Origin of the sequence: Clostridium taeniosporum (genome assembly GCF_001735765.2) — a bacterium.
Taxonomy (GTDB): Bacteria; Bacillota; Clostridia; order Clostridiales; family Clostridiaceae; genus Clostridium; species Clostridium taeniosporum.
Map to the genome: position 1 here is coordinate 521,425 of NZ_CP017253.2, position 13,693 is coordinate 535,117.

The window sequence follows — 13,693 nt, forward strand, 5'->3', positions numbered from 1 at the left end:
AAATAACTATTTTAATTAAAATTTTAATGATTGTTATCATAATACAGTTTGTTATGGCATGTTATTTACTATATTTAGGAGAGTATTTTCAAGCACTTTTTCTTGCTAGTAGTTTATGTTTTCCTATTTATAGTTGTTTTGAATTTGATTCTAAAAAAGATAAGTAGTTACTTGAAAAAGACATTAGATTAAAAATGATAAAAACCACCAATTACAGTATAAAATTGATTTGCAACAGTCAATTTATATAGAAAGGTGGTTTCTTTATATTAGATTTTCACTTCACTCAAAGGCACTTTATATAATATAAATAAAGTTACACTAAAAATTACTATACTAGTTATGTTTATTATAGCATTAAAGTGAAAGCACCCATTACCTAACTGAACAAAGTTGCTATACCTACGAATAATACCAAATATCATAGTTAAAGAATTAAAAATAATATGTCCTATAATGGTATAAAAAATATTATTTGTTTTAAGTGCTATTATTCCAAAGAATAATCCAGTAATAAATGCCCTGATTTGTTGAGCATATCCGTAAGGATGAAGAATACCAAAAAGAAATGCTGAAAGAATAAGTGCAACAATTGTATTAGAATTATCTTTTAATTTTAATAGAAATATTCCTCTGAAGAAAAATTCTTCTATTGTTGGTCCTATTATTGTTAGACATATTAAAAAACACATACCGGCAATATCACTAACTTCACCTATTTCATCATTATTATCAGGTAATGTTTTTGCAATGTGTGCAATGCTAGTAATAGTATGAGTAAGTAAATTTATCACTATGTAACTACAAAAAAGCATTAGTAGCATTAAAATTAATTCTTTAGGATTAATTTTTTTTGGAATTAACAATGATTTTAAATTTAAGTTAAATTTTTTATATAAATATATTATGGTAAAAAATACAGTTATGATTTCACCAATGTAAAAGCATAAAAAAACTAAATCATTTAATTTAAAAAGTTCTCCTATAAAACCGAATCCAAACATAAGTGTTTGGGTAGAAATTATTAGTAAGACGAAGATTTTTAAACAATTTAGTAAAGTAAATTTATTAGTATTCATATAGTATCCTTTCTAAATAAGATTAATTATTAATAGCTTAAATAATTTTACAAATGATTAAAAACACAATATTAAAATTTATGAAGTTTATAGTGAAAAAGCAACTTTAGACATAATAGAAAATAATGATATTAAAGAGAATGTAGAATAATTCTTTAGTAAAAATACTTTAAAAAGGCTATTGGATAATTTCCAATAGCTTAATTCCAAATAAATTATATATTAAATAAACTTAAATAATACCATACATTCAGTAATTACAATAATAAAAACTAATCCAAATCCAATTAAAGTGATTTTTTTATCTTTTTCTTTTATGTTTTTCTCAATATTGATATAACAAGTGATGCTATAGCCATAATAGTATTACTTGTTTTGGATATTGAAAACGGAATAATATTAAAGAAAACTAAGAGATTTATGACTATGAAAACTATAAATAATACAATACCTAAATAGCTTAACTTATCTTTATTCATTTATTATCACCTCAAATTTTTTCAATATTAAGTTATATTATAAGTTTAGAATATAAAAATCAGTTCTATAATAAACTTAAGAATAAAATACATTAAATTATAATTGAATTTTTTTACTTCAATTAATAGTATCCTTTCTAAATTACTAATCTAACAGCAGTTTATTATTAATTACTGTTATGGTTAGTTTCATTTTTTTATTCCTTATCATAATAATTATAATATTCACATGTTAATAATATTAAGTAAATAGAAAATCCTTCAAACGTATAAATTTAGGAATAAAAAGAAAATTGATAGTATTTTTATGAAGTTTTTACAAAAGATAAATAACACAAAGTCCTTAGCTTAATCAAGTTTTATATTAATGAGATTTGATTATAATTTAATCCAATTAAGTTAATAATTAAATTATAATTTGACAATTATAAGAAAATAACTTAAAATTATATTTGCAAATGCAAATCATATGCAAATAGGAGGGTTTAATGAGAAAAAGATTTTTTTTAACACTATCATGTATTTTGATGAGTTTATTTATTATTGGATGTTCTAATTCAAATTCATCAAGTAAATCTAGTAAGGAAAATGATGAGAATAAAAAATTACAGGTTATGGTTTCAATTTATCCATTAAAAGAATTTACAGAGACAATAGGCGGAGATAAGGTTGAAGTTACTTGTTTAGTTCCAGAAAATATGGAACCTCATGATTATGAACCAAAAACCAAAGATTTTGAAAAACTTATAAATAGTGATATGTTTATATATAATGGATTAGGAATGGAACATTGGATTGATTCTGTTAATAATGTAGTTTCTGATGATAAAGTATTAAAAGTAAACTCAAGTGATGGAATTGATGTTAGAAAAGAGGGCGATTTATTAGATCCTCATTCATGGCTAAGTTTAATACAAGCTCAAAAGCAATGTGAAAATATAAAAAATGCACTTATAAGTTTAGATGAATCTAATAAAGATACATACGAAAAAAATTATAATAATTTTAAAAACCAGTTACAAAATTTATATGATAAATATTCAGCTAAATTTAATGGAATAAATCAAAAAGATTTTATAACAGGTCATGCAGCTTTTGGTTATTTATGTAGAGATTTTGGATTATCTCAAAAGTCAGTTGAAAATTTATATGGAGAAGGTGAACCAACTCCAAAGGAATTAGAAGGTTTAGTTAATTTTTGTAAATCTAATAATATAAAAGTAATTTTTTCTGAATCTCTAGCAAGTCCCAAAGTTTCAGAAACTTTAGCATCAGAGGTTGGAGCTGAAGTAGTTCCTATATATACTTTAGAATCAAGTGAAGATAATATGAGCTATTTAGAGGCTATGAGAAATAATTTAGATAAGATATATAACTCTTTAAGTAAATAGATAAAAAGTGAACCATATAGGTTCACTTTTTTATTCTTTGGAAATTTATATATTTTAAAATATGTGGATAATTTTTAGAATATCTTGTTTTATATGTATTATAAGTACCACCTAAAGAATAAAAAATAATCGTATGCCCAACCATTATTCCTGCACTACCTTTGGAAAGGGTGCATGGATAAAAAAATCGACGGCTCCACAGTCGCCTTGGAGATTTTTTATTTAATACAAATTTTGTAATATGTTTTAAAAAATCACAATAAATATGTTAAAATTATTATATTATTACTAAAAATTAAAAGGAGATAAACAGAAGATATGAGTAAAGCAAATGAATATTACAATAGTGTATTACAAGAAAATATTAAAATAAAAGAATCATTAATAAAAAAACTAAATATTATAAGTATTATCAGATTAATAATAATTATTCTTATGTTAATAGTGGATTATTTATTATATAAGGCTGATAATTATACAGCAATAATAGTATCAACTATAACTTTTTTAATTGTGTTTATATTTACAGCATTAAATCATTCAAATAAATTAAGAGATAAAAAAATTTCAGAAATACTAATAGATATAAATCAAAAAGGAATTGATAGGATAAATGATGATTTTAAAAAATTTAAAGATACTGGTTCAGAGTATTTAAATTATAAACATAGATTTATAAATGATTTAAATATATTTGGATCTAATTCTATTTTTCAACTTATAAATTCCACAGTTACTATTGGGGGAAGAAATAGATTAGCTGAAATATTAAGTAATGAACAAAGTGTAAGTAAAAAAGATATATTAAAAAGACAAGAAGCTATAAAGGAATTATCTTCAAAAGTTCAATGGAGACAAAAATTTATTATTAGTGGTTTACTTAATAAATCGTCAAACTCAGATTTAAATGATTTATTAGTTTGGGGTGAAGGAGAAAGTAAAATAAATATTTTAAATGTAATTATTAGTTATATTTTTATATTTATTAATGTAGTATCAGTATTTTTAGCTTTAAGTGAGGTGTTACCTTGGTCATTTGTTGTATTGGTGTTTATGATAGATTTTATTGTGCTAAAAATATTGACAAAATCTATAAGCAAAGATATAAAATTATTTAATGATATAAAAAAAGAAATTAATGGATATAGTGAAATATTAGAATTAATAGAAAATGAAGAGTTTAATTCAGAATATTTAAAGGAATTAAAAAATAAAATATCTTATAAAGAAATTAGTTGCAAAAAAGAAATGAAGAAATTATCTAATTTAGCTGAATGGGTAGGAGATAGTTCTTATAATGCATATTACTTTATAATAAATATATTATTTTTCTCAGATGTATTTATAATGAATGGATTAGAAAAATGGAAAAAAAATAATGGATCAAAATTAAGAGAATGGCTTAATGTAATGAATGAAATAGATTCATTAAATAGCATTTCAAATATAGCTTTTGATCATGAAGATTGGAGTTATCCAAATATATTAAATAGAAGTGAAGTTTATGGAGAAGAAATAGGCCATCCTTTAATAGGTAATAAGGCTGTAAAAAATAATTTTTCATTAAGTGGAGTTCAAAAGGTTGCTTTAATTACAGGTTCAAATATGTCTGGAAAAAGTACATTTTTAAGAAGTGTAGGATGCAATTTAGCATTAAGCTATATAGGTGCACCAGTTTATGCAAAGAACTTTAATTGCGGCATAATGAGTTTATATACTTGCATTACAACAAGAGATAGTTTAGAAGAAAGCATTTCTTCATTTTATGCAGAAATTTTAAGAATAAAAATTCTTATAGAGGCTTGTAAAAAGGGAGAAAAAGTATTTTTCCTTTTAGATGAAATATTTAAAGGAACTAATTCTAGGGATAGACACACGGGAGCAACTGTACTTATAAATCAATTAATAAAACATGGTGGAATAGGTCTTGTTTCTACTCATGATTTAGAATTATGTGATTTGGAAAAGGAAGATAATCAAATAATAAACTACAATTTTAGAGAGTTTTATGAGAATGATAAAATAAAGTTTGATTATATACTTAGAAGAGGAAAAAGTGAAACTCAAAATGCTATTAATTTAATGAAATTAGCAGGTATTGATTTTATTTAGGAGAGGAATTAGATAATGGGGTATGTGATAATTGATTTGGAGTTTAATAATTTAAGAAATATAACTAAATATAAAGAAGATTTTTTTAAAAAATATAATGAATTAGAAGATGTAGACATTGAAAATGAAATTATAGAGATTGGTGCTATAAAAGTAGATAATTATATGAAACAGATCTCTAAAATGAGGGTATATATAAAACCAACGATATTTCCAATAATGAATCCAATAGTAACAAACATAACTAAAATTACAATGGATACTTTAAATAAAGAAGGAGTAACATTTAAGGAAGCTATGGATAAGCTTAAATTAATGATTGATGACGGTGATGTTATATGTTCTTGGGCAAAGGATGATATTGCTGAAATAATAATTAATTCACATTATCATAATTATACAGATTTAAGTTGGATAAATGAGTATTTAGATTTACAAGAATATTCAACCAAGATTTTAGGTCATAAGAAAGCAATGGGATTGAAAAGTGCATTGGATGAATTAAAAGTTAAAGTTGATAGTACAAAACTTCATGATGCATTGAATGATGCTGAATATACACTACTTGTGTTTAAGCACATATATAATTCTAGGATAGTTAAAAATTATTTAGTAAAAGATATATATAATATGCCAGCAATACATGTTAAAAATTTAGAAAATATAAATATAGATGAAGAAAACTTAGATATAAGATGTCCTAAGTGTAATAGAAGAATAGAATTAAAAGAACATTTTAAGTTAATGAATTGGAGATTTGTATCAATTGGAGTTTGTCCTAAATGTAATAATAAGATATTAAGTGAAATTATAGTTAAGAAAACCCTTGAAGGTAATAATGCTTATAATGAAATAAACACTATTGTTAAAGAAGAAGTTTATTTAAATTATTATTATAAGTTAGAGAAGTTAAATTAGTATTAAAATGTTTTCAATAGAGATTTTTCTATAAAAATATGTTAAAATAGAAGTATACTAAGAATAAATAATATTATTACAAGAGAGGATTTTGTTATGAATATAGCATTTTTTCTTACTCCCAAAAATGAGGTTGTATATGAAAGTGAAGATGCAACCATGAGACAAGTTATGGAGAAGATGGAGCGATACGGATACACAGCTATTCCACTTATTGATAAAGAGGGGAAGTATGTTGGGACATTAACAGAAGGTGATTTATTATGGAAATTAAAGAATACACCTGATTTGAATTTTAAGAATACTGAATGTGTAAACGTAAGTGATATAAGCAGAAGAATAACGCATAAATCTGTTTCAATTAATGCTGACATAGAAAGTTTAATATCATTAGCTATAAGTCAGAATTTTGTCTCAGTAGTTGATGATAATGGAATATTTATAGGAATAATAAAGAGAAGTGATATAATAAATTATTGTTTTAATGAAATAAGAAAAAACGATAAAATAAAAAATAAAAAAGAAATAGTATAAAAAAGGATGTAGTAGATTTGATTTTACACAAATCTCACTACATCCATTTTAGTAATCAGAGTTTTGATAACTTTCAACTATAGAATCAAATTCATCTACATCTGTAATTTCACCATAAGAATCTCCTCTTATTTCTGGATAATAGTATAATACTAATTTATCACTAGGTGAAGATAGATTTTCTAGTATTATATATTGTTTATCATCTATGCAATTTTCAAGTGTAGCTAAAACTTTATATTTAGAAGAAGCACCAGTATCATTATTAGTTAAATCTACAATAAAGTTATCATGTTTTCTAACATTTATTTTTTCTTTATCACATGATTTAATATAAGATCCAAATCTGCAACTTGCACAAGATTTAAATTTACAATCAAAGGTGCAATTTAAGCAAGCACATTTACTACAATTATCCAATTCTCTTAAAGATTGATTATTCTTATTTTTAAATGATTCTAAATCATTTAAAGCACTATTGGATTTAAAGAATTTAAGAAATCCACCTTTTTTACAATCCAATTCAGCAGAATCTAAAAGTTTAATATAATCTTTTAGTACAGATGATTTTACGTAATATTTTCTATTTTTCAATTTTTCTTCAGAAATAAATGGTGAATTTTCACTTATAGAATAAGCTATATCAGTATAAATTTTTCCCCAATAATTTTTTTCATCATTAATAAAATTTAAATCTTTACTCATAAGAAGCCACCTAGTTATTATTTTTATATTTTTCTAATTCAAGATCTAAATCAACTTCATTTAGCTTTTCAAATTCGCTATCAAAATCATCTAAATCTCTTAATTCATTTAATCCTTTTGCGCGAGATTCAGTTCTTTGGATTTTTCTTTCTATATTATCAATTTGTATTGAATTATTTTTAGTTTGTACATTAGCTAATACTTCATTTATTTTTTCAGAAGCTTGAGCATTAGAGTATCTGGCAGCAGCTTCATCTCTGTAATTTCTAGTTTTAGTTATTTCATCTTCTAATTCTTTTAAACTTTTCTTTAATGCATCAGCTTGAACTTTTGCATTATCATAGCTTAATTTTAAAGAATCATATTTTTTATCAATTTCCACTTTTCTAGATAAAGCTTTTTTAGCTAATTCTTCTTCACCTTTAGATAATGCTAATTTTATTTTTGATTCAAAATCTTCAGATTGCTTCTTTGTATCATTCATCTTTTTTTCTATATCATGAACATTTCCTAAAATTTGTGCAGAATCTAACTTAGCTTTGCTAAGTTGTTTTTCCATATCTCTTAATTTTTGATCTAATAATTCTATTGGATTTTCCATTTCATCTAAAGCGTTGTTAACCTTTGCCTTAAACATATTCGATATTCTTGAAAAAACTCCCATAAAAATGCCTCCTAAATATTTATTATTGTTTTTTATTCTTTAAAAATTATATTTTTTTATTTTCTTTTTATTTTTAAGTAAAGTTTTATTAGCATTAAAATTACAATGAATATTACTGCTAAAATTAAAGCATTAATTATTAAGCTTGAAGGTGAACCAAAATACATAGGTCTATAAAATCCAGATCCACCATACCATCCAATTCCCCTTGAGCTTGATGATGGTATATATGTTTTTGAGTCATTCTGATTAGTACTACTATTTTCCTTTGATGTATTTGAACTATTTTGATTTTTAGTAGAAGAATAGGATCCACTACTAAATCCTTTTGAAGCTCCATCACTAGTATTACTTGAATGATCAGACTCATTACTTATGTTTGAAGAATTTTTGTTATTATCTTTTGTATTAGAAAAACTTCCAGATTTAAATCCCTCAGCACTTTTATCTGTAGTATTTTTTTTAGTAGAAGTACTTATACTAGAAGATTTAGTTGAAGAAGAACTTTTAAAGTTTCCAGATTTAAATCCACTAGAGCTTTTACTACTACTAGATCTTGAGCTACTAGAACTCCTACTAGATCTTGAGCTACTAGAACTTCTACTAGATCTGCTGGATTTAACCAGTAAATTATTGGTTGTTAATTTTAATATACTATTATCTATATTACTATCTGCGTAAGCAGTTAAATTATTGTTAGCATTATGATTTACAGTAGATATAAGTTCTAATGGTAAATTGGAAATACTAAATAAAAATACTAATAATATAGTAAATATATGTTTCTTATTAATCTTAAAAATAGTGAGCCCCCCTTAAAAGATTATAGATTTATTATAGAGAAAATCCTTACACTACACAATATGGAAAAACAACTAAAAAAATTAAAGAAGAATAAATAAAGTGAATTAACTTGTAATATCTTTAAATATCTTACATTTAAAGATAAATTAAAACTTTTAAAGAGTTATATTATAACTCTTTAAAAGTTAAGCTAAATAATATAGAAAGAAAATTTATGATTTTATTTAATATAATAGCTAGATTTGTGAAGTTGTTTAGGAATATATAGTAAATGGTTAATATTTAATGAACTTTGATTTTAAACTATAGGGTAAAACTATATAATTTAATGTACGATTCAAGTATAATAATTTAAATTCAGATATAAAAATTTATTTATAAGAGAATTAAATCAAGCATTCTTGTATAAATCAAATTAATAGATTAAAATTATATTAATTGAACTTTAGTTTATTAGATATTTTAAGCAGCTATATAAGTATTAAATTTTTATAATTTAAATGAAATAGCTAAATAAAATTAAGGAAGTGATTAAATGTCAGATAATACTATGAAAAGTTTTTTAGAAGAATATGATGTAAAAAGAATAAATAAAGGTGAAATACTAAGGGGAAAAGTTTTAGAAGTTAATGAGAAGGAAGCTATAATAAATATAAATTATGCATTTGACGGATTAATAACTAAAGAAGAGATATCAATAGATGATAAAAATCCTATGGATGTACTTAAAGTAGATGATGAAATAGATGTATACGTTGTATCACCAAATGATGGTGAAGGTTATGTTCAGTTATCTTTAATAAAGGCTTTGGCAATTAAAGAAAAAGAAGAATTAAAAAAAGCTTTTAAAGAAGAAAAGAATATTAAAGTCTATGTAAAAGGTGAAATTAAAGGTGGACTTATTTCTTACTATGGAAATATAAGAGTATTTATTCCAGCTTCTCTTGCATCAAGAAATATGATTGATTTAAGTACATTAATAAATACAGAATTAGAAGTTAGAATGATAGAATTAGATTTTAGAAATAATAAAATAGTAGCATCAAGAAAAATTATAGAAAATGAAGAGTATGAAAAAAATAAAAAAGTTATCTGGGATTCACTAAAAGAAGGTGAAAAGAGAACTGGTGTAGTTAAGAAATTAGTTAGATATGGAGCTTTTGTTGATATAGGTGGAGTAGAAGGATTAATTCATATTTCAGATTTATCTTGGAATAGAGTAAATAGACCAGAAGAAGTAGTAAAAGAAAATGATAAAGTTGAAGTATATATAGGTTCAGTAGATAGAGAAAAACAAAAATTATCTTTAATATTAAAAGATATAAATAAAGAGCCTTGGACTTTACATACAAATGAAATTAAACCAGGGATGATATTTGAAGGAAAGGTTGTAAAGTTTACTTCATTTGGAGCTTTTGTTGAAATTTTTGATGGCATAGAAGGATTAGTTCATATTTCAGAAATAACTGATGAAAATATTGCTAAACCATCTGATATATTAGAATTAAATCAAAAAGTAAAAGTTAAAGTATTAGACTTTGATAAAGAAAATAAAAGATTATCTTTAAGCATAAAAGATGCAGTTGAAACTAATAAAGAATATTTACAATATATAGATGATGAAGATGGAGTATCATTAGGAGAATTATTTAAGAATTTTAAATTTGAATAGTTTTTAATTCTTTAGAAAATTATAAAAAGCCGTTTCAAATATAAAATTACTTGTATTTGAAACAGCTTTTTTTATTTTTAAGATATTTTAATTTCTAAAATAGATATTATAATTTTTCTATTTTTAACATATTTGTACCATGAGTTTGAGCTGTAGGCATTCCAGCAGCAACTACTATATCATCACCTGGTAAAGCAAAGTTTAATTCAAATACTGATCTTCTAGCTTCTACTAAAATTTCATCAGTAGTATTATACATTTCACAAAGTCTTGGTAATACTCCAAAAGTTAAAGCTAAACTTCTTCTTACTTCTTCATAAGGAGTTATTGCGATAATAGGAGACTTTGGTCTATATCTTGAAATTGTAGTAGCAGTAGCACCACTTTTAGTAGCTACTACTATTGCAGATGCATTTAATAAATTTGAAGTTCTACAAGCTGTATAACTTATTGCACCAGAATAATCATTAAGAGATGGTTCTCTTAATCTTGCAGTTAAATGAGAATAGTCTAAATGAGCTTCTGCTTCTTTTGCAATTTCAGACATTGTAGTAGCAGCTTCAATTGGGAAATTTCCAGAAGCACTTTCACCACTAAGCATTATGGCATCAGTTCCATCAAAAATAGCATTACAAATATCACTTGCTTCTGCTCTAGTTGGTAGAGAATTTCTTATCATTGAATCAAGCATTTGAGTTGCTGTTACAACAAATTTTCCAACTTCATTACATTTTTTGATTATCATTTTTTGAATTATAGGAACTTTTTGAATAGGGATTTCAACCCCCATATCTCCTCTAGCAACCATTACAGCATCAGTTTCTTTTATTATAGAATCAATATTATCTACGCCTTCTTGATTTTCAATTTTAGCTATTACTTTAATATGTTTACCATTATTTTCAGCAAGTATCTTCTTTACATCAGCAATATCACTTGCTTTTCTGATAAAAGATGCAGCTATGAAATCAACTCCCATTTCACAACCAAATTTAATATCAGCTATGTCTTTTTCAGTTACTGAAGGTAGTCTTATTATTACATTAGGAACATTAACTCCTTTATGATTCTTAATCATTCCACCAACAGTCACAATACATTTAATAGTCTTACCTTCAACTCCAGTAACTTTGAATCTTAAAAGACCATCATCAACAAGGATTTCTCCTCCTACTTTTATGTCTTTGTAAAGTTCCTCATAAGTTATAGAACACTTTTTTTCATCACCAAGAATTTCTTCTCCACATATAAAACAGAATTCTTGGTTAGTTTTTAATTCGACACCATCATTTATGAAATTATGTGTTCTTATTTTAGGTCCTTTTATATCTAATACAATTGCAGTAGCAGTTCCCATTTCTTCTCTTAATCTTTTAATTAAGTCTATTTTTTCTTTGTGTGATTCGTAAGTACCATGAGAAAAATTTAATCTTGCTGCATTCATGCCAATTTCTATAAATTTTCTTATAGTTTCTTCATTATCACTTGCAGGTCCAATAGTAAAAATCATTTTAGTTTTTTGCATACAGACACCTCTCTCCTATAAATTAAAACATTTTTGTATTTATGTAATATTAATGCCTAATAATAAAATTACCCAATTTTATAATATTAATTTATGTTTTATGATAAAATTAATAAATAATGTAAATTATTTTAATATTAAGTATTAATTAATGCATATGTTAATTTTATCACATATTTAGGAAGGAAAGAATAATTATGAGAAAATTTAAACAAATTAATTGTGAAAGAGTTTTTTATTACTTTAACGAAATATCTAAGATACCTAGAGGATCAGGAAATGAGAAGGGAATAAGCAATTACTTACTTAGTTTTGCGAAAAAATTAGGATTAGAAGTAATTCAAGATGATGCTTTAAATATAATTATTAAAAAGCCAGCATCACCAGGATATGAAAAATCTCCTATTGTAATAATACAAGGTCATATGGATATGGTATGTGAAAAAAATAACGACAAAGTTCATGATTTCACTAAAGATCCTATTGAGTTAGTTAAAAAAGATGATTTTATTTATGCTAATGGCACTACATTAGGAGCTGATGATGGTATTGCAGTGGCATATGCAATGGCAATATTAGAAGATAATACTTTAGAACATCCTGCAATTGAAGTTTTACTTACAAGTGATGAAGAAGCAGGTATGAGTGGAGCAATGGCTTTAAAACCAGAAGGCTTAGATGGAAAAATAGTAGTAAACTTAGATTCAGAAGAAGAAGGTAAATTATTAGTAAGTTGTGCTGGTGGTATAAGAACTAAATCTATTTTAAATATACAATGGGAAAATATTAAAGATAATAAAAAAGTTTTTAAACTTGATATGAAAGGTTTAAGTGGAGGTCATTCAGGTTCTGATATACATTTAGGAAGAGGAAATTCTAATAAACTAATAGGAAGAGTATTAAAAAATTTAATTAATACTATGGAAATAAACTTAATATCTTTAAATGGTGGATCTAAAAATAATGCTATACCAAGAGAAGCCATAGCAGAACTTGCAATAGATTCTAACAAAGAACAGGAATTTTTAAATGTAATTTCTAAATTAAGAGAAGAGATTAAAAATGAATTTAGAGTTAAAGATCCAAATGTTGAAGTGGTAGTTGAAGAATTAAAAGGGAATATAGACAAGGTATTTTCAAATAAAAGTACAGAAGATGTAATTAATCTTTTATACTTATATCCTAATGGAATTAATACAGTAAGTTCTGATATAGATGGTTTAACAGAAAGTTCAACTAATATAGGAGTAATTACAACAAAAGATGATCATGTAGAGTATGATAGTGCAGTTAGAAGTTCAGTATTCTCTCTAAGAGAAGAAATAGTTTTAAGAATAAAATGTTTAACTGAAATTTTAGGCGGTACTATTACTAATACTGCAGGATATCCAGAATGGCAATATAAAGAAGAATCTAGAGTAAGAGAAATATGCAAATCTGTTTATAAAGATATGTTTGATAAAGAACCAGAAATTGTAGCAATTCATGCAGGAGTAGAATGTGGATTATTTAAAGAAAAATTAGGTGACTTAGATATGATAAGTTTTGGACCAGATATATTTGATGCACATACACCAAATGAACATATGAGTATTTCTTCTGTAGAAAGAGTTTGGGCTTATTTACTAGAAGTATTGAAGGAATTAAAATAAAAATAGTTAAATGTAGATTATAGCTTAAGGTATATGAAAATAAATAACAAGTTAAAGATGTGATTGATATTTTGTGAAATACAATTACTTTGGTTCTGTTAGTATTTGTTATATTAGTAGATTCTAAGGAGGAAGTAGTTCATAAATAAACTATTATA

The 13,693-nt window shown here is 24.5% G+C and carries 11 protein-coding genes; 7 read left to right on the forward strand and 4 right to left on the reverse strand.

The features are described from left to right. Nucleotides 1-269: 269 nt before the first annotated feature. Nucleotides 270-1,004 (reverse strand): CPBP family intramembrane glutamic endopeptidase, encoded by a 735-nt coding sequence (locus BGI42_RS02570; protein WP_158523388.1) that lies wholly within the window; start codon nucleotides 1,002-1,004, stop codon nucleotides 270-272. A gap of 1,042 nt (nucleotides 1,005-2,046) precedes the next feature. Here BGI42_RS02570 and BGI42_RS02575 point away from each other — a divergent pair. From BGI42_RS02575 to BGI42_RS02590, 4 genes are all read left to right on the forward strand, one after another. Continuing rightward, entirely contained in the window at nucleotides 2,047-2,949 is a 903-nt protein-coding gene (locus BGI42_RS02575; protein ID WP_069678817.1) for a metal ABC transporter solute-binding protein, Zn/Mn family, read from the forward strand. 318 nt (nucleotides 2,950-3,267) lie between these two features. Next, nucleotides 3,268-5,061, forward strand: coding sequence for a MutS-related protein (locus BGI42_RS02580; protein ID WP_069678818.1), 1,794 nt, complete (start codon nucleotides 3,268-3,270; stop codon nucleotides 5,059-5,061). Nucleotides 5,062-5,076: 15 nt separating this feature from the next. Then, nucleotides 5,077-5,979 carry a 3'-5' exonuclease gene (locus tag BGI42_RS02585; RefSeq protein WP_069678819.1) on the forward strand — a complete coding sequence of 301 codons (903 nt, stop codon included), beginning with the start codon at nucleotides 5,077-5,079 and terminating at the stop codon, nucleotides 5,977-5,979. A 96-nt stretch (nucleotides 5,980-6,075) separates the two neighbouring features. Next, nucleotides 6,076-6,513, forward strand: coding sequence for a CBS domain-containing protein (locus tag BGI42_RS02590; RefSeq protein WP_069678820.1), 438 nt, complete (start codon nucleotides 6,076-6,078; stop codon nucleotides 6,511-6,513). Nucleotides 6,514-6,561: 48 nt separating this feature from the next. On the opposite strand, the gene BGI42_RS02595 is transcribed toward BGI42_RS02590, so the two are convergent. Together BGI42_RS02595 and BGI42_RS02600 are read right to left on the reverse strand one after the other, a co-directional pair. Then, the gene (locus BGI42_RS02595; RefSeq protein WP_069678821.1) at nucleotides 6,562-7,218 is read right to left on the reverse strand and encodes a DUF1292 domain-containing protein; all 657 of its coding nucleotides are present in this window, start codon (nucleotides 7,216-7,218) and stop codon (nucleotides 6,562-6,564) included. 10 nt (nucleotides 7,219-7,228) lie between these two features. Beyond that, nucleotides 7,229-7,882: a PspA/IM30 family protein gene (locus tag BGI42_RS02600; RefSeq protein WP_069678822.1), complete on the reverse strand. Its 654-nt coding sequence runs from the start codon at nucleotides 7,880-7,882 to the stop codon at nucleotides 7,229-7,231. 375 nt (nucleotides 7,883-8,257) lie between these two features. Here BGI42_RS02600 and BGI42_RS16025 point away from each other — a divergent pair, with 375 nt between their 5' ends. Beyond that, nucleotides 8,258-8,563, forward strand: a complete 306-nt coding sequence (locus BGI42_RS16025; RefSeq protein WP_158523389.1) for a hypothetical protein — start codon at nucleotides 8,258-8,260, stop codon at nucleotides 8,561-8,563. Between the two features lie 658 nt (nucleotides 8,564-9,221). Continuing rightward, entirely contained in the window at nucleotides 9,222-10,358 is a 1,137-nt protein-coding gene (gene rpsA / locus BGI42_RS02610; RefSeq protein ID WP_069678825.1) for a 30S ribosomal protein S1, read from the forward strand. Between the two features lie 106 nt (nucleotides 10,359-10,464). Here the strand turns inward: rpsA and pyk are convergent, their stop codons facing one another. Then, the gene (pyk, locus tag BGI42_RS02615; protein ID WP_069678826.1) at nucleotides 10,465-11,883 is read right to left on the reverse strand and encodes a pyruvate kinase; all 1,419 of its coding nucleotides are present in this window, start codon (nucleotides 11,881-11,883) and stop codon (nucleotides 10,465-10,467) included. A 197-nt stretch (nucleotides 11,884-12,080) separates the two neighbouring features. On the opposite strand from pyk, the gene BGI42_RS02620 reads away from it, so the two are divergent. After that, nucleotides 12,081-13,535, forward strand: coding sequence for an aminoacyl-histidine dipeptidase (locus BGI42_RS02620; RefSeq protein ID WP_069678827.1), 1,455 nt, complete (start codon nucleotides 12,081-12,083; stop codon nucleotides 13,533-13,535). Nucleotides 13,536-13,693 lie beyond the last annotated feature (158 nt).